Origin of the sequence: Streptomyces sp. NPDC127108, from assembly GCF_042677545.1 — a bacterium.
In the GTDB taxonomy this organism is placed as follows: domain Bacteria; phylum Actinomycetota; class Actinomycetes; order Streptomycetales; family Streptomycetaceae; genus Streptomyces.
The window spans coordinates 76,434-103,184 of record NZ_JBHXTE010000006.1 but is presented as its reverse complement, the minus strand read 5'-3'; the positions used below and the strand labels follow the sequence as shown (position 1 = coordinate 103,184).

Here is a 26,751-nt window from a genome sequence, read left to right as displayed (position 1 = left end):
TGCGGCGGCCGCCGAACCCGAGGAAGGCCGGGCGGAGACTGGTAGTGGCAGGGCCACCATCAGGGGCGGCGGCCCCAGGAACCACCCTGGTACGTTCGAACGGTGAGCGAGAACGAGCTGGGAGCCTTCCTGCGTGCCCGCCGCGAGGCCGTCACCCCCACCGAAGTGGGCCTGCCCAGCGGCCCGCGCCGCCGCACCCCCGGACTGCGCCGCTCCGAAGTCGCCACCCTCGCCGGCATCAGCGTCGAGTACCTGACCCGCCTGGAACAGGGCCGCGACCGCAACCCGTCGCCGTCCGTGCTCGGTTCACTCGCCGACACCCTCCGGCTGACCGTGGAGGAGCGCATCCACCTGCGCCGCCTGGAGAAGGCGAGCAACGGCGCCGACAACCCCTGCTGCTCCGCGGCCCCGCCCCCGGCCCTGTCCGTGCGGCCCACCGTGCGCGCCCTGGTCGACCGCCTCGAACCCACCCCGGCCGTGCTGCTCAACCGGCTCAGCGACGTCCTCACGTACACGACGGGCTACGAACGGCTCGCCCGCCCCCTCGGCCTGCTCGACGGCGACCGGCCCAACCTGCTGCGGTTCGTCTTCACCGACGAGCGGGCCCGCACCGTCTTCCCCGAGTGGGACCGCGTCGCCGACGAGCAGATCGCGCACCTCAGGAACGAATCGCCGATGATCGACCCCCATGTGGTGCAGTTCGTCGACGAGTTGACGGTGCTCGCGGGGGCGCCGTTCGCCGATCGCATCGAGGCCGTGCCCGGCCTGCCGCGCCGCAGCGGCGTGGAGCGCCTGGCACACCCGCAGGTGGGTCCGCTGCGGCTTTCGTACGAGACGCTGGCGCTGCCCGACGTCGACGGCCAGCGCCTCCTCGTCCACCTCCCGGCCGACGACGCCACCTCGGCGGCGCTCGACCAGCTCAACGGCCGCCAGCCGGGCGGCCTGCGCGCGGTCAGCGGCTGAGGCCCTCGTCCAACTCCCGCGCGTACGGCGGCTCCGCCCCCGCCCGCGAGCAGGTGACCGCCGCCGCCCGCGCCGCGAACCGCAGCACCTCGGCCCAGGCGCCGCCGCCGAGCCCCGCCGCCGCCCGCGCGGACAGGGCGTCCCGCGCGGCCAGGGAGTGCAGCAGCGCCGCGTTCACCGTGTCGCCCGCGCCGATCGTGTCCACGACGTCGACCGCGACACCCGGCACCGAGATCTCCCCGTCGGCGCGCGTGAAGACGGACAGGCCGTCGCCGCCCCGCGTCACGACCACGGCCGCCGGGCCCGACGCCAGCCACTCCTCGGGCGTGCCGCCCAGCCAGCGGGCGTCCTCCTCGGACAGCTTCAGGAGTGCCACCGCCGGCAGCCAGCTCTTGAACCGGGCGCGGTAGGCGTCCGCGTCGGCGATGAGGCCGGGGCGGATGTTGGGGTCGAGCGCCGTGAAGACGCCGCGGGCCGCCTCGCGCCGCATCAGCTCCTCGTACGCGCTCGCGCCCGGCTCCAGGACGAGCGAGCAGGTCCCGAAGGACATCGCCCGCACGCCGTCCGGGACCCGGCGCGGCACGGCGAAGAGCCGGTCGGCGGTGCCGTCCACGTAGAAGGAGTACGCGGCCGAGCCGTCGGTGGCGATCGAGGTGAGGGCCAGGGTCGTCGGCTCGGGGCCGCGCTGGACGTAGGAGACGTCGACGTCCGCCGCCCGCAGGCGCGCGAGCAGCGCCTCGCCGAACGCGTCGAGCGAGACCCGGGAGCAGAAGGCGGTGGGGGAGCCGAGGCGGCCGAGCGCGACGGCCGTGTTGTACGGCCCGCCGCCGAGGCGCGGCGCCAGGTCGGGCAGCGCGGGGTCCCGCGCGTCCCGCGGCGCGTCCTGCGGCACGAGGTCGATGAGGGCCTCTCCTGCGACGACTATCACTGAGGGTTCCTTCCCGGCGTACGGCTCCGGCGGTCGGGCGTTCCGGCGTCCTGGAGCCCCGGCCTCCGCCTGCGGACAGGCTAAAGCCAGACCCGGCGGAAGCGACCGATGCGGGCGGCACTCGGGCACCCCGGAGCCCCACCCGGTCACACGACCCCCCACCGGTAAGGTCGATTCGTCGCCGAACCAGCCTGACCTGTGGAGACTTCATGCCCGGCACGTCCCCCGCCCGTCGCACCGTGCTGCGCGCGGCCGCCCTCGCCCCGGCCGTCGGGCTCGGGCTCACCGCCTGCTCCTCCGGTGGCAACGGCAGCCGTTCCGCGCCGACCGAGCCGGTGGACCTGGGCGCGGCCGACGAGGTGCCGGTGGGCGGATCGAAGCTCTACCAGGACGAGAACGTGGTGGTCAGCCGGATCGCCGACGACGAGTACAAGGCCTTCAGCAGCATCTGCACGCACGCGCGGTGCCCCATCGAGAAGCTTCAGGGCGCCAAGCTGACCTGCCAGTGCCACGGCAGCCAGTTCGACGCGAGGAACGGCAAGGTGCTGCGCGAGCCCGCCGTGTCGCCCCTGGAGGAGCTGCCGGTGAAGGTCGCGGGCGGCAAGATCGTGGCGGGCCCGGGGGCCTGAGGGGTCACTCCCAGTCCCAGCCGATCCCGATGATCCCGGCCCGCACCTGCGGCTCCACGAGGTGCACCGACCGATGGCTGCCGCTGAGCGTCAGCTCCCGCAGGCCGAGGCGCGGCGCGGCCGCCGACCGCTGCGTGAAGCGGTGGCAGCGTACGGGCAGGGCGTCCTCGGCGAAGCGGACCTGGAGGGCGTACTGGCCACCGGTGAAGCTGAAGCCGCGTACGTACTCGGCGCTCGTCCCGGCCGTGCCGTCCTCGAAGCCGTAACAGAACAGATGGGTCTCGCCCGCGCGCAGCCGGGCGTCGAACAGCAGCTCCGCGACCAGGACACCCGTGTCGTGGTGCCAGCGCACCCGCCCGGTGCGGCAGTTCTCCAGGGCCCGCACCTCCATCCGCTCCGGGGCGCAGCCGGGGTCCCCGTGGTGGATGGCCAGATAGCGGTCGATCCCGTCCGTGTGGGCGCGCACGACGTGCTGGGAATCGCGTCCCAGCAGTTCACGGTGTGCGCCTATGCGTATGCGCTCATGGTGTCCGACGGTGTGCAGGCCGCCGTCGAGCGGGGACTCCAGGTCCGCGAGGAGCGACTGCAGGACGTCGGAGGCCTCCACCAGGGAACGGTACGAACGGGCCGCGGGGCGCTCGGTGTTGATACGCTCCTCGGCCTGGGCGAGGAGCCGGATGAGTGATTCGTCCGGCAGCCGCAGGATCTCCTCCAGGGCGCGTACGGCCCGTAGCGACTCGGCGCGCTGGGGGCGGCGCGCGCCCTGCTGCCAGTAGCTCAGACTGGTCACGCCGACGTGGACGCCCGCGCGTGCGAGATGGTGGCGCACCCGTTGCAGGGGCAGGCGCCGGGCGGCGATGGCGGCGCGCAGGGCCACGTGGAACGGGCCGGTGCGCAGGGCGGTGGCGAGGTCTGCCGGGGTGTCGTCCGCGAGGGGCGTCGTGTGGGGCGTTGCGTGGGGGGTGACGTTCCGCACCGCAGGTCCTTTCTGTGAACGTTCACTCCGGCCGTGCGGGTATGAGCCCCGGTCGAAGCGGGTGGCCAGGTGAGCGTGCGACCGGCGTTCACAGATGTACGCCGTTGTTCACGCTTCAAACCATGCCGCATTGAAGCGTGTTGACCTGCACTGGACAACACCTGATGCTCAATCGCAGCGTCCGGACGCGCTCCTCCACATCCCACCCCCACTCCGCTCGGGAGGAACGCGATGCACCACTCCACCCGCGGGTTGAGCCGTCGCAGACGGCTGTCCGCACTGGCCGTCGCCGCGGCGGCCTTCCTTGCCGTACCGGCGGCCACCGCCGCCGCGGCACCCCACGACACGTCGTCGACCGTCGCTCCGGCCGCCTCGGGAGCGGCCGACCCGTCGGTCCTCGCCGCCAAGCGCCTGAACATCACCATGCAGGCGCAGCAGAAGACCAACTGGTGCTGGGCCGCGGCGGGCAACACCATCGCCACGTACCTCGGCAAGAACTACAGCCAGAACCAGTTCTGCAACGCCGCCTTCGGCCGCAACCAGAACACCGAGTGCCCCAACAACCAGGCCACCCTCGGCAATGTGCAGACCGGCCTCCGCTGGGCGGGCATCAACTCCGGTTCGTACGTCACCGGCTGGCTGCGCTACCCCACCGTGCAGTCGGAGATCAACGCGAACCGGCCCGTCGAGACCCGCATCCAGTGGTCCAACGGCGGCGGCCACATGCACGTCATCTACGGCTACGACACCGCCAACAGCTGGGTGTACTGGGGCGACCCATGGCCCTCCAGCGACCGCTACAACTGGGCCTCGCACGACTGGTACGTCAACAACAACACCTTCTCCTGGACCCACTCGCTGTACCGGATAGGGGCGTGAGAGCGATGACCAGTCCCCTTTCCTCCGGTCGCGCGCTGCAAGCCGTGCTCGCCGGCTCGGCCGCCGCGCTGCTCCTCGGCCTCGCGGCCCCGCACGCCACGGCCGACTCCGGTCCGGCCGCGCGGCCCGCGCCGCCAGCCCCCTCGGCGCCCTCGGACGCCGCCCGCGGCGCCGCCCACGACGCGGCCGAGGCCCCGAAGACCCTCGACACGCTCTCCCGCTTCTTCGCCCGCGAGGGAGCCGTCACGAAGGCCGCGGCCGAGCCGCGCGTGGCGGGAGACAAGGCCGTGCCCGTCTACTACTTGTCGCCCGACTTCGTCGCGGGCAAGAAGGACGCGCCTGTCGCCCGCATGGAGTTCCTGGCCAGCAAGGCGGTCTCCTCCGACGGCCAGGAGGCATCGCTCTGGTCCGTCCGGCAGGAGGGCTCCTGGAAGATCGTGAACATCGCCACCGGGGACGACGAGACGCACTACGCGCGCGTGGGTGCCGACAAGCTCCCCGGAGGCACCGTCTTCCACGAGCCGCAGATCAACGGCTGGTACGTCACCAAGGGGGCGCGCGTGCTGCCCCTCGACAAGGACGCGATACGCGCGGTCGGCGCGGAGGGGACCTCGACCGACGCCTACCGCAAGCGGGTCCAGAAGGCGTACGGGGACAAGCTGCCGGGGTCGGCGTACGCCAAGTCCGGCAAGGCGGGCGGCTACGCCGAGGAACCGGCGGCCGAGCCGGCCGAGGCGGCCCGGACCGCTGAGTCCGCCTCGTCCTCCTCGTCCTCCTCCGATGGGGCGGTGACCGTCGCCTCCACCGTGGCCGGAGCCGGGGCGCTGGTCGCGCTCGGCCTGTCCGGGGCGGCTCTCGTGCGGCGGCGCTCGCGGCGCCTCGGCTGAGGTCGTCCGGGACGTTCCCCACCCGCCCGCCCCTCACAGGGCGGGCGGGTGCACTCGCGGGCGGTCGCCCGGGACGCGCCGAGGCGGGGGAGAAGCGGACGGGCCACCGGCATCGGCACCGCCTGGTCACCGCGACTGACTGTCACTGCTCGCCAGTAGGCTGTCCGACATGGCCGACCCTTCCAGCTACCGCCCCAAGCCGGGACAGATCCCCGACTCGCCGGGGGTCTACAAATTCCGCGACGAGCACCGCCGGGTGATCTACGTCGGGAAGGCCAAGAGCCTGCGCCAGCGCCTGGCGAGCTACTTCCAGGACCTGGCGAACCTGCACCCGCGCACGGCCACGATGGTGACGACGGCGGCGTCCGTCGAGTGGACGGTCGTCGCCACGGAGACCGCGGCACTCCAGCTGGAGTACACCTGGATCAAGGAGTACGACCCGCGGTTCAACGTCAAGTACCGCGACGACAAGAGCTACCCGTACCTCGCGGTGACGATGAACGAGCAGTTCCCGCGCGTGCAGGTGATGCGCGGTCAGAAGAAGAAGGGCGTGCGCTACTTCGGTCCCTACGGCCACGCGTGGGCGATCCGCGACACCGTGGACCTGCTCCTGCGCGTGTTCCCCGTCCGCACCTGCTCCGCCGGAGTCTTCAAGAACGCCGCCCGCACCGGCCGCCCCTGCCTGCTCGGCTACATCGGCAAGTGCTCGGCGCCCTGCGTGGACCGGGTCTCCGTCGAGGAGCACCGCGAACTGGCCGAGGACTTCTGCGAGTTCATGACCGGCCGCACGGGGACGTACATCCGGCGCCTGGAGCGGCAGATGACGGACGCCGCCGAGGACATGGAGTACGAGCGCGCGGCCCGGCTGCGCGACGACATAGACGCCCTCAAGAAGGCGATGGAGAAGAGCGCCGTCGTCCTCGCCGACGCCACCGACGCCGACCTGATCGCCGTCGCCGAGGACGAGCTGGAGGCCGCCGTCCAGATCTTCCACGTGCGCGGCGGACGCGTGCGCGGCCAGCGCGGCTGGGTCACCGACAAGGTCGAGGCGGTCACCACGGCCGACCTCGTGGAACACGCGCTCCAGCAGCTCTACGGAGAGGAGACGGGCGACGCCGTCCCCAAGGAGGTGCTCGTCCCCGCCGTGCCCGACCCCGTGGAGCCGGTCCAGGAGTGGCTCACCCAGCGCCGCGGGTCGAACGTGTCGCTGCGCGTCCCGCAGCGCGGCGACAAGAGGGACCTCATGGAGACCGTCGCGCGCAACGCCCAGCAGTCCCTCGTGCTGCACAAGACCAAGCGCGCCTCCGACCTCACGACCCGCTCCCGGGCCCTGGAGGAGATCGCGGCCGCCCTGGACCTCGACAGCGCGCCCCTGCGCATCGAGTGCTACGACATCTCGCACCTCCAGGGCGACGACGTGGTCGCCTCCATGGTCGTCTTCGAGGACGGCCTCGCCCGCAAGAGCGAGTACCGCCGCTTCCAGATCAAGGGTCGTGTCGGAGACACGCAGATCTGGCACGGCGAGGGGCAGGACGACGTCCGCTCCATGCACGAAGTGCTCAGCCGGCGCTTCCGGCGCTATCTGGCCGAGAAGGAGAAGACGGGGGAGTGGTCCCCGGAGGAGGCCCAGGAGAGCCTCACCGAGGAGGACGGGCGGCCCAAGAAGTTCGCGTACCCGCCGCAGCTCGTCGTCGTCGACGGCGGTCGGCCGCAGGTCGCAGCCGCCCAGCGGGCCCTGGACGAGCTGGGCATCGACGACATCGCGGTCTGCGGCCTCGCCAAGCGCCTGGAAGAGGTCTGGGTGCCCGGCGAGGACGACCCGGTGATCCTGCCGCGCACCAGCGAGGGGCTCTATCTGCTCCAGCGGGTGCGTGACGAGGCTCACCGGTTCGCGATCAGCTACCAGCGGTCGAAGCGGACCAAGCGCTTCAAGGCGAGCCCGTTGGACGCGGTGCCCGGCCTGGGCGAGGCTCGCAAACAGACACTGATCAAGCACTTCGGTTCGGTGAAGAAACTCCGGTCCGCGACCATCGACCAGATCTGCGAGGTCCCGGGCATAGGCCGCAAGACGGCGGAGGCCGTCCTCGCGGCCTTCGCCCAGGCCGCCCCGGCGGCGCCCGCGGTGAACACCGCGACTGGAGAGATCATGGAAGAGGAGGAATCCGCGACGGCGGGTGACTCCGGCCACGGCGAGCAGCCCGCGCACGCGGGAGACTCGTCCGACGGCGGCGGGCATTCCGCACAGGCGGAAGACTCGCACGACGACGGGCCCGACACGACCGGGGGCCCGGGCGACAGCGAGGCGCCCACACGCGTGGGCGCCGCACGGACACGACGGGGGATGGAGACATGAGCGAGCACGACGAAGGCGGAGAACAAGTGAGTACGGGCACGACCATCGAACCGGGCGAAGCCGCGGAGGCGGCCATCCCCGAGCTGGTGATCATCTCCGGGATGTCCGGCGCGGGACGCTCCACGGCCGCGAAGTGCCTGGAGGACCTCGGCTGGTTCGTCGTCGACAACCTGCCGCCCGCGCTGATCCCCACCATGGTGGAGCTGGGCGCCCGCTCCCAGGGCAACGTCGCGCGCATCGCGGTCGTCGTCGACGTCCGCGGCCGCCGCTTCTTCGACAACCTGCGCCAGTCCCTCGCGGACCTGGAGTCCAAGCACGTCACCCGGCGCATCGTGTTCCTGGAGTCCTCCGACGACGCCCTGGTGCGCCGCTTCGAGTCGGTGCGCCGCCCGCACCCGCTGCAGGGCGACGGCCGCATCGTCGACGGCATCGCGGCCGAGCGCGAGCTCCTGCGCGAGCTGCGCGGCGACGCCGACCTGGTCATCGACACCTCCAGCCTGAACGTGCACGAGCTGCGCGCCAAGATGGACGCCCAGTTCGCGGGCGACGAGGAGCCCGAGCTGCGGGCCACGGTCATGTCCTTCGGGTTCAAGTACGGCCTGCCGGTCGACGCCGACCTCGTCGTCGACATGCGCTTCCTGCCCAACCCGCACTGGGTCCCCGAGCTGCGCCCGTACACCGGCCTGAACGAGGAGGTGTCGGCGTACGTCTTCAACCAGCCCGGCGCCAAGGAGTTCCTCGACCGCTACACCGAACTGCTCCAGCTGATCGCCGCGGGCTACCGCCGCGAGGGCAAGCGGTACGTGACCATCGCCGTGGGCTGTACGGGCGGCAAGCACCGCTCGGTCGCCACCTCGGAGAAGCTGGCCGCCCGCCTCACCGCCGCCGGGATCGAGACCGTCCTCGTCCACCGGGACATGGGGCGCGAATGAAGCCCAACCGCCGGGTGCTCCGCCTGAACCGCCTGGGCCGCAAGCGGGGCACCCAGCCCAAGGTCGTCGCCCTCGGCGGCGGCATGGGCCTGTCCGCGTCGCTCGCCGCGCTGCGCCGCATCACCGGCGACCTCACCGCCGTGGTGACGGTCGCCGACGACGGCGGCTCCAGCGGGCGGCTGCGCGCCGAGCTGGGCGTGCTGCCGCCCGGCGACCTGCGCAAGGCGCTCGCCGCGCTGTGCGGCGACGACGACTGGGGCCAGACCTGGTCCCGCGTCATCCAGCACCGCTTCCAGTCCCGCGGCGACCTGCACGAGCACGCGGTGGGCAATCTGCTGATCGTCGCCCTGTGGGAACAGCTCGGCGACCACGTCCAGGCCCTGGACCTGGTCGGCAGGCTGCTCGGCGCGCACGGGCGGGTGCTGCCCATGTCCGCGGTGCCGCTGGAGCTCCAGGCGCTGGTCAAGGGCCACGACCCGGACCGCCCCGACGACGTGGACACCGTCCGCGGCCAGGCCACCGTCGCGCTCACCCCGGGCGAGGTGCAGTCCGTGCACGTCGTTCCGCACGACCCGCCGGCCGTGCCGGAGGCCGTCGCCGCCGTCCTTGACGCCGACTGGGTGGTTCTCGGCCCCGGGTCCTGGTTCTCCTCGGTGATCCCGCACCTCCTGGTGCCCGAGCTGCTCGACGCGCTCACCGAGACCAAGGCCCGCCGGGTCCTGTCGCTCAACCTCGCGCCGCAACCCGGAGAAACCGAGGGGTTCTCTCCGCAGCGTCATTTGGAGGTTTTGGCCCGACACGCCCCTAAACTCGCCCTGGACGTGGTGCTGGCCGACGAGGCCGCCGTGCCCGACCGTGGATCCCTGACCGACGCCGCCAAGCGGTTCGGCGCCACGGTGGAGCTGGCGCCGGTGGCCCGCGAGGACGGCAGCCCGAAGCACGACCCGGAGCTGCTGGCCGCCGCGTACGACCGTATTTTTCGGATGCATGGAAGGATCGGCCCATGGCGATGACGGCAGCGGTGAAGGACGAGATCTCCCGGCTCCCCGTCACCCGGACCTGCTGCAGAAAAGCAGAGGTCTCGTCGATCCTGCGGTTCGCGGGCGGTCTGCACCTGGTGAGCGGCCGCATCGTGATCGAGGCGGAGCTGGACACCGCGATGGCGGCGCGCCGCCTCAAGCGGGACATCCTGGAGATCTTCGGGCACAGCTCGGAGCTGATCGTGATGGCCCCCGGCGGCCTGCGCCGCGGCTCGCGCTACGTCGTTCGGGTGGTCGCGGGCGGCGACCAGCTGGCCCGCCAGACCGGCCTGGTGGACGGCCGCGGCCGCCCCATCCGCGGCCTGCCCCCGCAGGTGGTCTCGGGGGCCACCTGCGACGCCGAGGCGGCCTGGCGCGGCGCCTTCCTCGCGCACGGCTCGCTGACCGAGCCCGGCCGCTCCTCCTCCCTGGAGGTGACCTGCCCGGGCCCGGAGGCGGCGCTCGCGCTGGTCGGCGCGGCCCGGCGGCTGCAGATCGCCGCGAAGGCCCGGGAGGTGCGCGGCGTGGACCGCGTCGTCGTCCGGGACGGGGACGCCATCGGGGCCCTGCTGACCCGGCTCGGCGCCCATGAGTCGGTGCTCGCCTGGGAGGAGCGGCGGATGCGGCGCGAGGTCCGCGCCACCGCCAACCGCCTGGCCAACTTCGACGACGCCAACCTGCGCCGCTCGGCCCGTGCCGCCGTCGCCGCGGGGGCCCGGGTGCAGCGCGCCCTGGAGATCCTCGGCGAGGAGGTGCCCGAGCACCTCGCGGCCGCGGGCCGGCTGCGCATGGAGCACAAGCAGGCCTCCCTGGAGGAGCTGGGAGCGCTCGCCGACCCGCCGCTGACCAAGGACGCCGTCGCGGGCCGCATCCGCCGCCTGCTCGCCATGGCCGACAAGCGGGCGCAGGACCTCGGCATCCCCGGCACGGAGTCCAACCTGAGCGAGGAGCTCGCCGACAACATGGTCGTCTGAGACACGGTGGCGCGAGCCGCGATCCTCTGAGACCGCCGCAGCCCCCGAAGCCGCCGGTGCCCCCATGGGCCCGGCGGCTTCTCCGTGCCCGGAGGGCCCCGTGGCCCGGCCGGGGAACCGCCCGGGAACCGCTCACCCGCCGTATTGACATGATCATGAAGCGTGACGAGCCTGGCGTTCGCGCACAAACGTGCCGGACAACTGCAAGGGGGGCTCATGAGACGAAGAGCGAGCGCGAGATCGATCCTCGCCGCGAGCGCACTGCTCGTCGGCGGACTCGCCGCCGCACCGCACGCCCAGGCGAGCGGACCGGCCAAGGCTCCGGGCGCCGACGACCCGGCGGCCGTCAAGGTCTACCAGGCCGACGTCACCAAGAAGCAGATACCGATCCTGGTCGAGGCGGGGCAGGACGCCCACGAACTCGCCGGACAGGCACCCGAGCGCGGCACCGGCCGCGTCGAGCTGTACCTGACCGAGGGCCAGGCCAAGGCGATCGAGCGCAAGGGCATCGACCTCAGCGAGCACCGGGTGTCCGCGGCGGCCGCGAAGAGGGTGAAGGCCGCGGGGGACGGCGTCTTCAGGCCGTACAGCGGAAAGGGCGGGCTCCAGGAGGAGATCGTCAAGACCGGGCAGGCCCACCCCGGCCTCACCAAGGTTGTCTCCATCGGCAAGACGGTCCAGGGCAAGGACATCCTCGCGCTCAAGCTCTCCAAGAACGCCAAGAAGTCCAAGGACGGCTCCAAGCCCGCCACGCTCTACATGTCCAACCAGCACGCGCGCGAGTGGATCACCCCCGAGATGACCCGCCGCCTGATGCACCACTACCTCGACAACTACGGCAAGGACAAGCGGATCACCAAGCTCGTGAACTCCACCGAGCTGTGGTTCGTGCTCTCCGCCAACCCGGACGGCTACGACTTCTCGCACGCCGCCGGAGGCGACCGGCAGTGGCGCAAGAACCTCCGTGACATCGACGGCGACGGAAAGATAGCCCCGGGCGACGGCGTCGACCTGAACAGAAACTTCGCCTACAAGTGGGGCTACGACAACGAGGGTTCCTCGCCCGAGGCGTCCTCGGAGACCTACCGCGGCACCGGGCCGATGTCCGAGCCCGAGACCAAGGCGATCGACAGCTTCCAGAAGCGCATCGGCTTCGCGTACGGCATCAACTACCACTCCGCCGCCGAACTGATCCTCTACGGAGTGGGCTGGCAGGTCGCCACGCCCACCCCGGACGACGTGCTCTACAAGGCGCTCGCGGGCACCCCCGAGAAGCCCGCCGTCCCCGGCTACCACCCGCAGGTGTCCTCCGAGCTGTACACCACCAACGGCGAGGCCGACGGGCACGCGGGCAACGTCAACGGCATCCCGATGTTCACGCCGGAGATGTCCACCTGCCAGACCGCGTCGAACGTGGACCCCAATGACGCCTGGCGGCCCCAGGACTGCGCGTCCATCTTCACCTTCCCCGACGACGAGAAGCTGATCCAGCAGGAGTTCGCGAAGAACGTCCCCTTCGCGCTCGCCGTCGCCGAGACCGCGCTCCACCCCGACCAGCCGGTGTCGGTCACCGGCATCGAGGCCCCCGACTTCACGCTCGACGCCTTCGGCACGTCGTACGCGCGCGGAGCGGACCAGGAAGTCGCCGTCACCGCCCGCAAGTCCGTGCGCGCCAAGGAGCTCAACTACCGGATCAACGGCGGCCGTACGCAGGACGAGAAGCTCAAGGCCTGGAAGGGCGGCGAGACCTACGGCGGCGAGGACAACCTGCACTTCGACCAGTACCGCGCCGACGTCGAGGGCGCCCGCGCGGGCGACAAGGTCGAGGTGTGGTTCAGCGGTCGCGACAAGAAGGGGAAGAAGGGCCGTACGCAGAGCGAGCACTTCACGTACACCGTCGCCGAACGCCCCAAGGCGAGCACCCTCGTGGTCGCCGAGGAAGGCGCCCCGGCCACCCAGACCCAGAAGTACGTCGACGCCTTGAAAGCCAACGGCCGCTCGGCCGCCGTGTGGGACGTCGCCAAGCAGGGCGTCCCGCACCCCCTCGGCGTCCTCTCGCACTTCTCCGCCGTCGTCCACCACACCGGCGACCCCGTGCCCGGCGCGCCCACCCAGCTCGCCCTGCGCGCCTACCTCAACGAGGGCGGCAAGCTGATCGAGTCCGGCGAGCGGACCGGCAGCGACGTCGACCTCGGCGAGGCACTCACCGACGACTTCGCGCAGTACTACCTGGGCGCCTACGAACGCCTCTCCGCGCCCGACGCCAAGAGCTTCAGCGGCGCGGGGGCGCTCGCGGGGGCGGACGGCGCGCTCGGCGCTGCCGAAGGCAACCCGCTGGACAAGGCGGGCCGCTTCACCGTCACCTCCGACACCCTGCCCGCCAAGGACTTCCCGCAGTTCAAGAGCGCGGCGGCGGGCTCCTACCCCGGTCTCAGCAACCCCTACGCGCCCTTCGCGGGCCAGGGCATGGCCTCGGCGACCCACGCCGACCGGGACTACAAGCGGCTCACCCACACCTTCGACCTGACCGGCGTCACGGCCGCCGACAAGCCGGAGCTGCGGCTCGCCCTCAACTGGAACCTGGAGCCCGGCTTCGACCACGGCCTGCTCGAGGCGCACACCACGGGTGCCGACGACTGGACCACGCTGCCCGACACCAACGGCGGCTCCTCGGCCACCGTGCCCACCCAGTGCGCGGCCGGGTTCCTCATCAACGGCCACCCCTTCCTGAAGCACTATCTGACGCAGGGCGCGACGGGCTGCACGGCGAGCGGCAGCAGCGGCTCCTGGAACAGCTTCACCGGCTCCTCCGGCGGCTGGAAGCAGGTCGCCTTCGACCTCGGCGCCTACGCGGGCAAGAAGGTGGAGGTCTCGCTCAGCGCCGTCACCGACCCCGGCAGCGGCGGCCGCGGCCTGTTCGCCGACAACGCCCAGCTCTTCGTCCGCGGGAGCGCCACCGAGACCGAGGGATTCGAGACCTCGCTCGGCTCCTGGGCCGTCGCCCCGGCCCCGCCCGGAAGCCCCAATATCACGGGCGACTGGGCGCGCACCGGCGAGCTCTACAAGTCCCACGCCGCGATCACAGCGCGTGACAGCGTGCTGCTCGGCTTCGGCCTCGAACACATGCCCTCGGCGGCCGACCGGGCCCGGCTCCTGGGCAAGGCACTGGACCACCTGCGCCGCTGACGCTGCGTAGTCAGGACCAAGGTCCCGGTGGCCCGTGCCCCTACTGGGGGGTACGGGCCACCGGGCCGCCGGGGCCCCTGTCGATGTCACCCCGGAGCCGCCGGAGAGGTAGGGTCGGAGGCGGTCGGGGACATCCCATACAACTCGCCGGCGTCTCAGACCGGCGTACCAACGAGGAGATCGGTTCGTGACGATCCGCGTAGGCATCAACGGCTTTGGCCGCATCGGGCGCAACTACTTCCGCGCGCTCCTCGAGCAGGGTGCGGACATCGAGATCGTGGCTGTCAACGACCTGGGTGACACCGCCACGACGGCTCACCTGCTCAAGTACGACACCATCCTGGGCCGCCTCAAGGCCGAGGTGTCGCACACCGAGGACACCATCACCGTCGACGGCCACACCATCAAGGTGCTGTCCGAGCGCAACCCCGCCGACATCCCGTGGGGCCAGCTGGGCGTCGACATCGTGATCGAGTCCACCGGCATCTTCACCAAGAAGGCGGACGCCGAGAAGCACATCGCCGGTGGCGCGAAGAAGGTCCTCATCTCGGCTCCGGCCAAGGACGAGGACATCACCATCGTGATGGGCGTCAACCAGGACAAGTACGACGCGGCCAACCACCACGTCATCTCCAACGCCTCCTGCACCACCAACTGTGTGGCGCCGATGGCCAAGGTTCTCGACGAGAACTTCGGCATCGTCAAGGGCCTGATGACGACGGTCCACGCGTACACCAACGACCAGCGCATCCTGGACTTCCCGCACTCGGACCTGCGCCGCGCCCGCGCCGCCGCCGAGAACATCATCCCGACCACGACCGGTGCCGCGAAGGCCACCGCCCTGGTCCTGCCGCAGCTCAAGGGCAAGCTCGACGGCATCGCCATGCGCGTGCCGGTCCCGACGGGCTCCGCCACCGACCTGGTCGTCGAGCTGCAGCGCGAGGTCACCAAGGACGAGGTCAACGCCGCGTTCAAGAAGGCCGCCGACGACGGCGACCTCAAGGGCATCCTCTACTACACCGAGGACCCGATCGTGTCGTCCGACATCGTCAGCGACCCGGCCTCCTGCACCTTCGACTCCTCCCTGACCATGGTCCAGGAGGGCAAGTCGGTGAAGATCCTCGGCTGGTACGACAACGAGTGGGGCTACTCCAACCGCCTCGTCGACCTCACGGTCTTCGTCGGCGGCCAGCTCTAAGCGGTCAACGTCTCAGAGCCAGGCATCTCGATGTGAGCACAGGGTCCGGACAGCGCAACGTGGCGCGGTTCGGACCCTGTGGTGCGTGAGCCCTCTCCAGAAGTCCCAGTCACGGAGTCCCATTACATGAAGACGATCGACGAACTTCTCGCCGACGGTGTCGCAGGCAAGCGGGTTTTCGTCCGCGCCGACCTCAACGTGCCGCTCGACGGCACGACCATCACCGACGACGGCCGCATCCGCGCGGTCCTGCCCACCGTGAAGGCGCTCGCCGACGCCGGTGCCCGCGTGGTCGTCGCCTCGCACCTGGGCCGCCCCAAGGGCGCCCCGGACCCGGCGTTCTCGCTGGCCCCTGCCGCCGCGCGGATCGGTGAACTCCTGGGCGCCGACGTCCGGTTCGCCACCGACACCGTCGGCGACTCGGCCAAGGCCACCGTCGCCGACCTCGCCGACGGCCAGGTCGCCGTCATCGAGAACCTGCGCTTCAACGCGGGCGAGACCTCCAAGGACGACGCCGAGCGCGGCGCCTTCGCCGACCAGCTCGCGGCCCTGGCCGATGTCTACGTAGGCGACGGTTTCGGCGCCGTGCACCGCAAGCACGCCTCCGTCTTCGACCTGCCGGGCAAGCTGCCGCACTACGCGGGCTACCTCATCGCCACCGAGGTCGGCGTCCTGAAGAAGCTCACCGACGACGTCAAGCGGCCCTACGCCGTCGTCCTCGGCGGCGCCAAGGTCTCCGACAAGCTCGGTGTGATCGACCACCTCCTGGAGAAGGCCGACCGCATCCTCATCGGCGGCGGCATGGCGTACACCTTCCTCAAGGCGCAGGGCCACGAGGTCGGCATCTCCCTGCTGCAGGAGGACCAGATCCCGGCGGTGCTCGGTTACCTGAAGCGCGCCGAGGAGAAGGGCGTCGAGTTCGTGCTCCCCGTCGACGTCCTGGTCTCGACGGACTTCCCGGACCTGAAGACCAAGGCTCCGGCCAACCCCACCACGGTCGCCGCGGACGCCATCCCGGCCGACCAGGAGGGGCTCGACATCGGCCCCGAGACCCGCAAGCTCTACGCCTCGAAGCTCGCCGACGCCGCCACCGTCTTCTGGAACGGCCCCATGGGCGTCTTCGAGCACCCCGACTACGCCGAGGGCACCAAGGCGGTCGCCCAGGCCCTTCTCGACTCGTCGGCCTTCACGGTCGTCGGTGGCGGCGACTCCGCCGCGGCCGTGCGCATCCTGGGCTTCGACGAGAACGCATTCGGTCACATCTCGACCGGCGGCGGCGCCTCCCTCGAATACCTCGAGGGCAAGACGCTCCCCGGTCTCGCCGCACTGGAGAACTGACACCCCTCATGACGAATCAGACCACCCGCACGCCGATCATGGCGGGCAACTGGAAGATGAACCTCAACCACCTCGAGGCCATCGCGCACACCCAGAAGCTCGCGTTCGCGCTGGCCGACAAGGACTACGAGGCCGTCGAGGTCGCCGTCCTGCCGCCCTTCACCGATCTGCGCTCCGTGCAGACGCTGGTCGACGGCGACAAGCTCAAGATCAAGTACGGCGCCCAGGACATCTCGGCGCACGACTCCGGCGCCTACACCGGCGAGATCTCGGGCCCGATGCTCGCCAAGCTGAAGTGCACGTACGTGGCCGTGGGCCACTCCGAGCGCCGTCAGTACCACAACGAGACCGACGAGCTCTGCAACGCCAAGGTCAAGGCCGCCTTCAAGCACGGCATCACGCCGATCCTGTGCATCGGCGAGGGCCTGGACATCCGCAAGGCCGGCCAGCAGGTCCAGTACACGCTGAACCAGCTCGACGGCGGCCTCAAGGACGTCCCGGCCGAGCAGGCCGAGTCCATCGTGATCGCCTACGAGCCGGTGTGGGCCATCGGCACCGGCGAGGTCGCCACCCCCGAGGACGCCCAGGAGGTCTGCGGGGCGATCCGCGGCCGCCTCGCCGAGCTGTACTCGCAGGAGCTCGCCGACAAGGTCCGCATCCAGTACGGCGGCTCCGTGAAGGCGAAGAACGTCGCCGACATCATGGCGCAGCCCGACGTCGACGGTGCCCTGGTGGGCGGCGCGGCGCTCGACGCCGACGAGTTCGTCAAGATCGTTCGCTTCGGCGACCAGTGACGAGACCAGTGAGTATGCGCTAGCGGCGATACGTCGTACCCTTGCGGGGTCCGAGGCTTGTTCTCTGAGCCATTGCGCTCACCGAAGAGCTTCGGGCCCCGTCGTCGATTCAGATCCGAGGAAGTTGGTCCAGCCGTGGTTATGGGGTTCTCGATCGCCCTGATCGTCTTCAGCCTGCTGCTGATGCTGCTGGTGCTGATGCACAAGGGCAAGGGCGGCGGCCTTTCCGACATGTTCGGTGGCGGCATGCAGTCCTCCGTCGGCGGCTCCTCGGTCGCCGAGCGCAACCTCGACCGCATCACGGTCGTGGTCGGTCTGCTGTGGTTCGCGAGCATTGTCGTGCTCGGCATCCTGATGAAGGTCAACAACTGACAGCAGATGGGTGCCGCCCGCCCTTTCGGCTGCGGTCCTGTTCGCTGTCCCGCTCATAGCCCCATGTTCAGTACGCGCCCCCGTGCGCGGCTTATCATGGGGCTTGCGTGTCGGGGTGGGGTGTAACTCCCAACACTGGACGCGCGTTGGGCCTTACGTAGACTGAGGCACCCGCAGCGGAGCCGGCAGTCGACCCCGCGGCGCAGCCGCCGTTCGACACAGGCAGCACCATCACGCAGGGAGTTACGACCGTGGCAAGTGGCAACGCGATCCGGGGAAGCCGGGTCGGGGCGGGGCCGATGGGCGAGGCCGAGCGCGGCGAGTCCGCGCCGCGGCTGCGCATCTCCTTCTGGTGCTCCAACGGGCACGAGACGCAGCCGAGCTTCGCCAGCGACGCGCAGGTCCCCGACACCTGGGACTGCCCCCGCTGCGGCTTTCCGGCGGGCCAGGACCGGGACAACCCCCCGGACCCGCCGCGTACCGAGCCGTACAAAACACACCTCGCGTACGTCCGCGAGCGGCGCAGCGACGCGGACGGCGAGGCCATCCTCGCTGAAGCGCTCGCCAAACTGCGGGGCGAGATCTAGGACTTGAGAACCGGCCGGACACCCTCGGGTGCCCGGCCGGAGCTGTCTGCCCTCCTGCGCCGAAGCCGCCGGTCGGCTTTCCGGCACGGAAGCCGCTGGTCAGCGGCGCGCCCGACCCCGATGTCAGTGGTGGCGTCTACGGTTTGGTCGTGGCTCGGTGAACCCTGGGAAACCTCGGGGGACCACCGTGCCGACGGGTGAACCACGGGGTGGGCAGGGGGAGTTGTGACGGCTGCGGTCCAAGTGGAGGGGACGGGCGAGCGAAGCGTCGCCTGGCGCGGCGGGTTCGGGCGGCTGTGGGGCGCCGCCGTGCTCTCCAGCTTCGGCGACGCGCTGCGCAAGGCCGCGCTGCCGCTGCTCGCCGCCTCCCTCACCGACGACCCGCTGCTCATCGCCTCGGTCACCGCCTGCGGCTATCTGCCCTGGCTCGCCTTCGGACTGCTCGGCGGCGCCGTCGCCGACCGCGTCGACCAGCGGCGCGCCATGTGGGCCGTGGACGTGGCCCGGGGCCTGCTCGTGGCGGCCTTCGCCTGGGCCGTCGCCGCCGGGCACGCCACGATCGGGCTGCTCGTCGCGCTGGCCCTGGTGCTCACGACCCTCCAGACACTGTTCGACAACGCCGCCACGGCCCTGCTGCCCGCCCTGGTGGACCGCTCCGCCCTGGCCAGCGCGAACGCCCGGCTCCTGACCGGCCAGCAACTCGCCGGCGGCCTCCTCGCCGCCCCCGCCGTGCCCCTGCTGCTCACCGCATCCGACTCCCTGCCGTACGCGGCCGACGCGGCCACCTACCTCCTCGCGGCGGCACTCGTGGCGTCCCTGCGGGTGCCCGCCCCCGAGCACCCGCCCAGACCCGCCGGGGCCACGCTGCGCTCCGACATCGCCGACGGGCTGCGCGCCCTGTGGCGGGACCGGGCGCTGCGCGGCCTGTGCGCGGCCACCGCGCTGTGCAACGTGGGCATGGGCGCCCTCATCGCCACCCTCGTCGTCCTCGTCACCGACTGGCTCGACGCGGGCAGCGGCGGGTACGCGGCGGCGATGACGGCGTACGCCGCCGGGAGCCTGGTCGGCGGGGTGCTCGCGGGGCGGCTCGCGCGCCGCCTCGGCCGGATCCGCAGCGTCCTCGTCGCCGGTACGGCCCAGATCGCCGCGCTCGTCGTGATGGGCACGGTGCGCAGCACGGTGGCGCTGGTCGCGGCGATGGCCCTGTTCGGCGTCATGGGCATGGTGTGGAACGTGAGCACCAGGACGCTGATGCAGGAGCGCGCGCCCGCCGAGATGCTGGGCCGGATCAGCTCCGCGTTCCGGACCCTCGCCATCGCCGGGGCACCCCTCGGGGCGCTGCTCGGCGGGGCCGCGGCGGCCCTGTGGGGCGGGAACACCCCGGCGCTGCTCGCGGCCGCCCTGTTCGTGCTCTCCGTCACCGCGCTGCTGCCCGCGCTTAAGTCGGCCGACAGCGGACAGACAACTCAAACCGCTCGCTGATCAATTAGGTTGGGAGGGCAGCGGGGCGCACGCACGGTACTCAGGTTGTACGAGAGAGAGCTGAAGTCCGAGATGAACGCAGAAGTCCGCAAGCTGAATCAGACGCCGGAGTGGACGGCGCTGGCCAAGCACAAGGAGCAGCTGGGGGAGGTGCGGCTGCGGGAGCTGTTCGACGCTGATCCGGCGCGCGGCACCGGGTACACCCTCACGGTGGGCGACCTGCACATCGACTACTCCAAGCACCTGGTGACCGACGAGACGCTGACGCTGCTGCGGGAGCTCGCGGTGGCGACGGACGTCTTCGGCCTTCGCGACGCCATGTTCCGCGGCGAGAAGATCAACACCACCGAGGACCGCGCGGTCCTCCACACCGCGCTGCGCGCCCCCGAGGGCGCCGTCGTCGAGGTCGACGGCGAGAACGTGGTGCCGGGCGTGCACACCGTGCTCGACAAGATGTCCGCGTTCGCCGACAAGGTCCGCTCCGGCGCCTGGACCGGCCACACCGGCAAGCGCATCAAGAACGTCGTCAACGTCGGCATCGGCGGCTCCGACCTCGGCCCCGCCATGGCGTACGAGGCGCTGCGGTCCTTCACCGACCGCGACCTGACCGTCCGCTTCGTGTCGAACGTGGACGGCGCCGACCTGCACGAGGCGATCCGGGACCTGGACGCCGCCGAGACGCTGTTCGTCATCGCCTCCAAGACGTTCACCACGATCGAGACGATCACGAACGCGACCTCCGCGCGGAACTGGCTGCTCACCCAGCTCCAGGCCGACGAGAGCGCCGTCGCCAAGCACTTCGTGGCGCTGTCGACGAACACCGAGAAGGTCGCCGACTTCGGCATCGACACGGCCAACATGTTCGAGTTCTGGGACTGGGTCGGCGGTCGGTACTCGTACGACTCGGCGATCGGCCTCGCCCTGATGATCGCCATCGGCCCGGACCGCTTCCGCGAGATGCTCGACGGGTTCCGGCTCGTCGACGAGCACTTCCGCACGGCGCCCGCCGAGGAGAACGCGCCGCTGCTGCTCGGCCTGCTCGGCATCTGGTACGGCAACTTCCACGACGCGCAGTCGCACGCCGTCCTGCCGTACTCGCACTACCTGTCCAAGTTCACGGCGTACCTCCAGCAGCTCGACATGGAGTCCAACGGCAAGTCCGTGGACCGCGACGGCGATCCGGTGGGCTGGCAGACCGGCCCGGTGGTGTGGGGCACGCCCGGAACGAACGGGCAGCACGCCTACTACCAGCTCATCCACCAGGGCACGAAGCTCATCCCCGCCGACTTCATCGGCTTCGCCAAGCCGGTCGAGGACCTGCGGCCCGGCCTGGTCGCCCAGCACGACCTGCTGATGGCCAACTTCTTCGCCCAGACGCAGGCGCTGGCCTTCGGCAAGACGCCCGCCGAGGTGCGCGCGGAGGGCGTGCCCGAGGAACTGGTGCCGCACAAGACGTTCCAGGGCAACCACCCGACGACGACGATCCTCGCGAGCGAGCTGACCCCGTCGGTCCTCGGCCAGCTCATCGCCCTGTACGAACACAAGGTCTTCGTGCAGGGAGCCGTCTGGAACATCGACTCCTTCGACCAGTGGGGCGTCGAACTGGGCAAGGTCCTCGCCAAGCGCGTCGAGCCCGCCCTGACGGAGGGCGCGGACGTACCGGGCCTGGACGCGTCGACGACGGCCCTGGTCGCCAAGTACCGGGAGCTGCGCGGGCGTTGATCTCATGCCAGCCCCTCCCGGCGCCGCGGCCCTGAGCTGCTGAAACCCCGAGCCCCCGGACCTCAGTGGTCCGGGGGCTCGTTTCGGGTGCACAGGCCACGCAGTGTGTCCTACGATTTAGGGCCGCTCAGTGAACCGGCGATCGGGGGATCACCGTATGAGTCAGTGGCCCGGCACGCGCGCGGACGGCCAACATGAGCGCTACCGTTCGCCGTTATGGCCCAAGAGGGCGGCCCGGCGGCTCTTCGACCCCACCTGGATCCCGGACCCGGTCGACCCGCTGGTGGAGGACCTCAAGCGCTTCCGCGTCATCGCGGGCCTGGTCGCAGCGGTCGGCGTGTACACCTTCGTGGCCCAGGACTTCGCGTTCGAGGAGGTCCTGGAGAACCTGGCCATCGCCTGTCTGGTGCTGCTGCTCGTCACTCCGCTGACCGTCGGCGCGATGCTGTTCGTCTGGCGGCGCGACGGTCCGCTGCGGGTGCTCAGGACGCAGCTGCTCGGGTCGCTCAAGCTGCTGCTCGGCTTCGTCGCGGCGGTGCTCGGCACATTGCTGCTGCTGTCCATGGGGTCGAACGCCGGTGCGCCCGTGCTGGCCATCGCGCCCGCCGTGTTCTGGATGATGGCGTTCGTCGTCCGCGCGGCCGTGCGGATCAACAGCAACTTCTTCGGCACCGCGGCCGTCCACCGCTGTCTGCCGCCGCTGCTCGCCTCCGTCACGTCCTGGCTGATGGCCCTGCCCGACCTGATCACCGGCGACCTGCACGGCCTGAGCCTCACCCTGGGCGTGCTGTTCATCCTGGGCGCACCCGTGGCGGTCACCGGCATCGCCCTCCTGGAGATGAGCCGCCTGCGCCGCTTCCACGGCATCCGGCTGCGCCGGCACCCGGCCCACACGAGCCGACTTCCCTGACACAAGGACCTCGTAACAAGGCCCTCGTACGCCGAAGGGCTCCCGCACCGACGAACGGTGCGGGAGCCCTTCATGTGCGCGCGTGCCTCAGGGCGACGCCGGGGGATACAGGTCCCGCGGCAGCTGTGAGGCCGCCGCCGCGTCCAGGAGCCACAGTGTGCGGGCGCGGCCGTACGCGCCCGCTGCCGGGGCCTGGACCTCGCCCGCTCCGGACAGGGCGATCGCCGCGGCCTTCGCCTTGTCCTCGCCCGCCGCGAGCAGCCAGACCTCGCGGGCCGAGCGGATCGCGGGGAGGGTCAGCGAGACGCGGGTGGGCGGCGGCTTGGGCGCGCCGTGCACGCCGACCACCATGCGCTCCGTCTCCCGTACCGCGGGCGACTCCGGGAAGAGCGACGCCACGTGCGTGTCCGGGCCGACGCCCAGCATCAGGACGTCGAACGTCGGGACGGGGCCGTGGTCTTCCGGGCCGGCGGCCGCCGCGAGCTCCGCCGCGTACGCCTCGGCCGCCGCGTCCGCGCCGTCCCCGTCGGCCCCCTTGGCGAACGGGCCGTCCGACGCGGGCATCGGATGCACCCGCGCCGGGTCGAGCGGCACCGAGTCGAGCAGGGCCTCGCGGGCCTGCGTGTAGTTGCGCTCGGGGTCGCCGTCCGGCAGGAACCGCTCGTCGCCCCACCACAGGTCGAGGCGCGACCAGTCCACGGCGTCGCGGGCGGGCGCCGAACTGAGCGCCGCGAGCAGGCCGTTGCCGTTGCGGCCGCCCGTGAGGACCACGGACGCGGAGCCGCGGGCCGCCTGGGCGTCGACGATCTTCGTGATCAGCCGGGCCGCGGCGGCCTGCGCCATCAGCTCCTTGTCGCGGTGCACGACGAGCTGCGGGGCCACGGTCACTTCGCGGCCGCCTTCTTGGCCGGAGCCTTCGCCGAGGCCTTCTTGGCGGCCCCGGCACCGGAACCGGCACCAGGGCCGCCCTCGGCCTTGGCCCCGTCCCCGGCCGACTCCCCGGCCGCGGCAGCAGCCGCCGCCTCGCCGAGCCGGTCCACGCCGAAGCGCAGCGCGGCCGCGTACGTGTCGTCCGGGTCCAGGCGCCGCAGCTCCTCCGCGATCAGCTCGGACGTCTCACGGCGCTTGAGCGCGACCGCGCGGTCCGGCTGGCCCTGGATGGACAGCGTGGCGAGGGAGCCGTCGGCCCGGTCGAGCACGATCGGGCCGCAGTTGGTCTCCATGCGCACGCCGGTCAGGCCGGGGCCCGGCGACACCGTGCGCTTGACCGGCACGGAGAGCCGCTCCGCCAGCCACATCGCGAGGAGTTCGACGCTCGGGTTGAACTCCTCGCCGTCCACCGCGGCGGCGGTGACCTCGCACGAGACCTGGTCCAGGGCCGCGGCCAGCATCGAGCGCCACGGCGTGATGCGGGTCCAGGACAGGTCCGTGTCGCCGGGGTGGTAGGCGTCGGCACGGGCGGTCAGCTCGTGGATCGGCTGCTCGGCGGCGTACGTGTCCGTGACGCGGCGCTGGGCGAGCGCGCCCAGGGGGTCCTTGGCCGGGTCCAGCGGCGCGTTCACCGGCCACCAGGCGACGACCGGGGCGTCGGGGAGCAGCAGCGGCAGGACCACCGACTGGGCGTGGTTCAGGACCTCGCCGTAGAGGCGCAGAATGACCGTTTCTCCGGTGCCCGCGTCCGCGCCGACCCTGACCTCGGCGTCCAGGCGCGAGGTCGTACGGTCCCGCGGCGAGCGCGAGACCCGCTTGATGACGACCAGCGTGCGCGAGGGGTGCTCGCGCGAGGCCTCGCTCGCGGCCTTCAGCGCGTCGTAGGCGTTCTCCTCGTCGGTGACGATGACGAGGGTGAGCACCATGCCGACGGCCGGGGTGCCGATCGCTCGGCGGCCCTGCACGAGCGCCTTGTTGATCTTGCTGGCCGTGGTGTCCGTCAGGTCGATCTTCATGGCCGACGCCAGCTCCGTCCGTCTTGTGCGAGCATTTCGTCCGCCTCGACCGGGCCCCAGGTACCGGCCGGGTACTGCGCGGGCTTGCCGTGCCGGTCCCAGTACTCCTCGATCGGGTCGAGGATGTTCCAGGACAGCTCGACCTCCTCCGTGCGCGGGAAGAGGTTGGCGTCGCCGAGCAGCACGTCCAGGATGAGGCGCTCGTACGCCTCGGGGCTGGACTCGGTGAAGGACTCGCCGTAGGCGAAGTCCATCGACACGTCCCGGATCTCCATGGACGTGCCCGGCACCTTCGAGCCGAAGCGGACCGTGATGCCCTCGTCCGGCTGGACGCGGATGACGATCGCGTTCTGCCCGAGCTCCTCGGTCGCCGTGTGGTCGAAGGGGGAGTGCGGCGCGCGCTGGAAGACCACCGCGATCTCCGTGACGCGGCGGCCGAGACGCTTGCCGGTGCGCAGGTAGAACGGGACGCCCGCCCAACGGCGGTTGTCCACCTGGAGCTTGACGGCGGCGTAGGTGTCGGTCTTCGACTTGGGGTCGATGCCGTCTTCCTGGAGGTAGCCGACGGCCTTCTCGCCGCCCTGCCAGCCCGCGGAGTACTGCCCGCGCACGGTGTCCTTGCCGAGGTCCTTGGGCAGCTTCACCGCGCCGAGGACCTTCGCCTTCTCCGCGACCAGGGCGTCCGCGTCGAATGAGGCGGGCTCCTCCATCGCGGTCAGCGCCATCAGCTGGAGCAGGTGGTTCTGGATGACGTCACGGGCGGCGCCGATGCCGTCGTAGTACCCGGCGCGGCCGCCGATGCCGATGTCCTCGGCCATCGTGATCTGCACGTGGTCGACGTACGACCGGTTCCAGATCGGCTCGAACATCTGGTTGGCGAAGCGCAGCGCCAGGATGTTCTGGACGGTCTCCTTGCCGAGGTAGTGGTCGATCCGGAACACCTGGTCCGGGGCGAACACCTCGTGCACGATCGCGTTCAGTTCCTTGGCGGACTTCAGGTCGTGCCCGAAGGGCTTCTCGATGACCGCGCGGCGCCAGGACCCCTCCGGGGCGTCCGCCAGCTCGTGCTTCTTGAGCTGCTGGACGACCTGCGGGAAGAACTTCGGGGGCACGGAGAGGTAGAAGGCGAAGTTGCCGCCCGTGCCCTGCTTCTTGTCCAGGTCCTCGATGGTCGCCTTGAGCTGCTCGAAGGCGTCGTCGTCGTCGAAGTTGCCCTGGACGAAGCGCATGCCCTGGATGAGCTGCTGCCAGACCTCCTCGCGGAAGGGCGTGCGCGCGTGCTGCTTGACCGCGTCGTGCACCTCCTGCGCGAAGTCCTCGTCCTGCCACTCGCGGCGGGCGAAACCGATGAGCGAGAAGCCCGGCGGCAGCAGCCCGCGGTTGGCGAGGTCGTACACGGCGGGCATCAGCTTTTTACGGGACAAATCGCCCGTGACGCCAAAAATGACCAGGCCCGACGGCCCCGCGATACGCGGGAGCCGTCGGTCCGCGGCGTCACGCAGCGGATTGCTGCTTGACAAGGTTCTTAGCCCTCCGAAGGTGCGAGGCGCTTGAGCTCCGCCTCGGTCGACTTGAGCAGGTCGTTCCAGGACGCCTCGAACTTCTCGACGCCCTCGTCCTCCAGGAGCTGGACGACCTCGTCGTAGGAGATCCCGAGCTTCTCGACGGCCTCGATCTCGGCGCGCGACTGCTCGTACGTCCCGGCGATGGTGTTGCCGGTGATCTGGCCGTGGTCGGCGGTGGCCTGGAGGGTGGCCTCCGGCATGGTGTTCACCGTGCCCGGGGCGACGAGGTCGTCGACGTACAGCGTGTCCTTGTACGCCTTGTCCTTCACGCCCGTCGACGCCCACAGCGGACGCTGCTTGTTGGCGTGCGCCTTGTCGAGCGCGACCCAGCGGTCGGACGAGAAGACCTCTTCGTACGCCTCGTACGCCAGGCGGGCGTTGGCCAGACCGGCCTTGCCGCGCGCGGACTTGGCCTCGTCGGTGCCGAGGGCGTCGATGCGCTTGTCGATCTCGGTGTCCACGCGGGACACGAAGAACGAGGCCACCGAGTGGATCTTGGCCAGGTCCAGGCCCGCGGCCTTCGCCTTCTCCAGGCCCGCGAGGTAGGCGTCCATGACCTCGCGGTAGCGCTCGAGCGAGAAGATCAGCGTGACGTTCACGCTGATGCCCTTGCCGATGACCTCGGTGATCGCGGGCAGGCCCGCCTTCGTCGCCGGGATCTTGATGAGCGTGTTCGGCCGGTCCACCAGCCACGCCAGCTGCTTGGCCTCGGCGACCGTCGCCTGCGTGTTGTGGGCGAGGCGCGGGTCGACCTCGATCGACACCCGGCCGTCCTGGCCCTCGGTCGCGTCGAACACCGGCCGCAGGATGTCGGCGGCGTCACGGACGTCCGCCGTCGTGATCATGCGGATCGCCTCTTCCACGGTGACCTTGCGGGCGGCGAGGTCGGCGAGCTGCTGCTCGTAACCGTCGCCGGACGAGATCGCCTTCTGGAAGATCGACGGGTTCGTGGTGACGCCCACGACGTGCTGCTCGTCGAGCAGTTCGGCGAGGTTGCCGGACGTGATCCGCTTGCGCGACAGGTCGTCCAGCCAGATCGCGACGCCTTCGTCGGAGAGGCGCTTGAGTGCGTCTGTCATGGAATTACATCTCCTACTTGGTCGTATATGGG

Annotated in this window: 23 protein-coding genes; 17 read left to right on the top strand and 6 right to left on the bottom strand. The window is 71.1% G+C overall.

The annotated features are described in order from the left end of the window. Positions 1-102: 102 nt before the first annotated feature. The gene (locus ACFVHO_RS06960; RefSeq protein ID WP_385710996.1) at positions 103-963 is read left to right on the top strand and encodes a helix-turn-helix transcriptional regulator; all 861 of its coding nucleotides are present in this window, start codon (positions 103-105) and stop codon (positions 961-963) included. Here ACFVHO_RS06960 and ACFVHO_RS06955 read toward each other — a convergent pair. Then, positions 953-1,891: a carbohydrate kinase gene (locus tag ACFVHO_RS06955; RefSeq protein ID WP_385710994.1), complete on the bottom strand. Its 939-nt coding sequence runs from the start codon at positions 1,889-1,891 to the stop codon at positions 953-955. The genes ACFVHO_RS06960 and ACFVHO_RS06955 overlap by 11 nt on opposite strands. A 209-nt stretch (positions 1,892-2,100) precedes the next feature. On the opposite strand from ACFVHO_RS06955, the gene ACFVHO_RS06950 reads away from it, so the two are divergent. After that, complete coding sequence (locus tag ACFVHO_RS06950; RefSeq protein ID WP_385710993.1) at positions 2,101-2,520, top strand: Rieske (2Fe-2S) protein; 420 nt, start codon at positions 2,101-2,103, stop codon at positions 2,518-2,520. A gap of 4 nt (positions 2,521-2,524) precedes the next feature. Here ACFVHO_RS06950 and ACFVHO_RS06945 read toward each other — a convergent pair whose 3' ends face one another. Beyond that, a complete protein-coding gene (locus ACFVHO_RS06945; protein WP_385710991.1) occupies positions 2,525-3,496 on the bottom strand; it encodes a hypothetical protein in 972 nt (323 codons plus the stop codon). Between the two features lie 231 nt (positions 3,497-3,727). Here ACFVHO_RS06945 and ACFVHO_RS06940 point away from each other — a divergent pair, with 231 nt between their 5' ends. The 15 genes from ACFVHO_RS06940 to ACFVHO_RS06870 all read left to right on the top strand — a co-directional run bounded on the left by ACFVHO_RS06940 (position 3,728) and on the right by ACFVHO_RS06870 (position 22,129). Further along, the gene (locus ACFVHO_RS06940) at positions 3,728-4,375 is read left to right on the top strand and encodes a papain-like cysteine protease family protein (RefSeq protein ID WP_385710989.1); all 648 of its coding nucleotides are present in this window, start codon (positions 3,728-3,730) and stop codon (positions 4,373-4,375) included. Between the two features lie 5 nt (positions 4,376-4,380). Further along, a complete protein-coding gene (locus ACFVHO_RS06935) occupies positions 4,381-5,262 on the top strand; it encodes a hypothetical protein (protein WP_385710987.1) in 882 nt (293 codons plus the stop codon). A 169-nt stretch (positions 5,263-5,431) separates the two neighbouring features. Continuing rightward, positions 5,432-7,615: an excinuclease ABC subunit UvrC gene (gene uvrC / locus ACFVHO_RS06930; RefSeq protein WP_385710985.1), complete on the top strand. Its 2,184-nt coding sequence runs from the start codon at positions 5,432-5,434 to the stop codon at positions 7,613-7,615. Continuing rightward, complete coding sequence (rapZ, locus tag ACFVHO_RS06925) at positions 7,612-8,547, top strand: RNase adapter RapZ (RefSeq protein WP_190116670.1); 936 nt, start codon at positions 7,612-7,614, stop codon at positions 8,545-8,547. Before uvrC ends, rapZ begins: the two co-directional genes overlap by 4 nt. Further along, a complete protein-coding gene (gene yvcK, locus ACFVHO_RS06920) occupies positions 8,544-9,560 on the top strand; it encodes a uridine diphosphate-N-acetylglucosamine-binding protein YvcK (protein ID WP_385710983.1) in 1,017 nt (338 codons plus the stop codon). Before rapZ ends, yvcK begins: the two co-directional genes overlap by 4 nt. Further along, positions 9,551-10,540, top strand: a complete 990-nt coding sequence (gene whiA / locus ACFVHO_RS06915) for a DNA-binding protein WhiA (protein ID WP_030358801.1) — start codon at positions 9,551-9,553, stop codon at positions 10,538-10,540. Before yvcK ends, whiA begins: the two co-directional genes overlap by 10 nt. Positions 10,541-10,756: 216 nt before the next feature. Then, a complete protein-coding gene (locus ACFVHO_RS06910) occupies positions 10,757-13,726 on the top strand; it encodes a M14 family zinc carboxypeptidase (protein ID WP_385710981.1) in 2,970 nt (989 codons plus the stop codon). A 187-nt stretch (positions 13,727-13,913) separates the two neighbouring features. Further along, positions 13,914-14,924, top strand: coding sequence for a type I glyceraldehyde-3-phosphate dehydrogenase (gene gap / locus ACFVHO_RS06905; RefSeq protein ID WP_030358803.1), 1,011 nt, complete (start codon positions 13,914-13,916; stop codon positions 14,922-14,924). Positions 14,925-15,050: 126 nt separating this feature from the next. Further along, entirely contained in the window at positions 15,051-16,262 is a 1,212-nt protein-coding gene (locus ACFVHO_RS06900) for a phosphoglycerate kinase (protein ID WP_385710978.1), read from the top strand. Positions 16,263-16,270: 8 nt separating this feature from the next. Continuing rightward, complete coding sequence (tpiA, locus tag ACFVHO_RS06895) at positions 16,271-17,056, top strand: triose-phosphate isomerase (protein WP_380851374.1); 786 nt, start codon at positions 16,271-16,273, stop codon at positions 17,054-17,056. A 141-nt stretch (positions 17,057-17,197) separates the two neighbouring features. Next, positions 17,198-17,428, top strand: a complete 231-nt coding sequence (secG, locus tag ACFVHO_RS06890) for a preprotein translocase subunit SecG (protein ID WP_030358806.1) — start codon at positions 17,198-17,200, stop codon at positions 17,426-17,428. 251 nt (positions 17,429-17,679) lie between these two features. After that, entirely contained in the window at positions 17,680-18,015 is a 336-nt protein-coding gene (locus tag ACFVHO_RS06885; RefSeq protein WP_003957010.1) for an RNA polymerase-binding protein RbpA, read from the top strand. Between the two features lie 225 nt (positions 18,016-18,240). Then, on the top strand, positions 18,241-19,497 hold the full coding sequence (locus ACFVHO_RS06880; RefSeq protein WP_385710976.1) for an MFS transporter: 1,257 nt from the start codon (positions 18,241-18,243) through the stop codon (positions 19,495-19,497). A gap of 72 nt (positions 19,498-19,569) precedes the next feature. Further along, positions 19,570-21,219 carry a glucose-6-phosphate isomerase gene (pgi, locus tag ACFVHO_RS06875; RefSeq protein WP_385710974.1) on the top strand — a complete coding sequence of 550 codons (1,650 nt, stop codon included), beginning with the start codon at positions 19,570-19,572 and terminating at the stop codon, positions 21,217-21,219. 157 nt (positions 21,220-21,376) lie between these two features. Beyond that, complete coding sequence (locus tag ACFVHO_RS06870; RefSeq protein ID WP_385710972.1) at positions 21,377-22,129, top strand: hypothetical protein; 753 nt, start codon at positions 21,377-21,379, stop codon at positions 22,127-22,129. An 87-nt stretch (positions 22,130-22,216) separates the two neighbouring features. Here the strand turns inward: ACFVHO_RS06870 and pgl are convergent, their stop codons facing one another. Genes pgl through tal form a run of 4 tightly spaced genes read right to left on the bottom strand, consistent with a single transcriptional unit; the run spans position 22,217 to position 26,719 of the window. Continuing rightward, positions 22,217-22,972: a 6-phosphogluconolactonase gene (gene pgl / locus ACFVHO_RS06865; protein WP_385711206.1), complete on the bottom strand. Its 756-nt coding sequence runs from the start codon at positions 22,970-22,972 to the stop codon at positions 22,217-22,219. 41 nt (positions 22,973-23,013) lie between these two features. Next, positions 23,014-24,075, bottom strand: a complete 1,062-nt coding sequence (gene opcA, locus ACFVHO_RS06860) for a glucose-6-phosphate dehydrogenase assembly protein OpcA (RefSeq protein ID WP_385710971.1) — start codon at positions 24,073-24,075, stop codon at positions 23,014-23,016. Next, positions 24,072-25,595, bottom strand: coding sequence for a glucose-6-phosphate dehydrogenase (zwf, locus tag ACFVHO_RS06855; RefSeq protein ID WP_385710970.1), 1,524 nt, complete (start codon positions 25,593-25,595; stop codon positions 24,072-24,074). The genes opcA and zwf overlap by 4 nt, the downstream gene beginning before the upstream one ends. Positions 25,596-25,600: 5 nt before the next feature. Continuing rightward, entirely contained in the window at positions 25,601-26,719 is a 1,119-nt protein-coding gene (tal, locus tag ACFVHO_RS06850; RefSeq protein WP_385710969.1) for a transaldolase, read from the bottom strand. Positions 26,720-26,751: the final 32 nt, after the last annotated feature.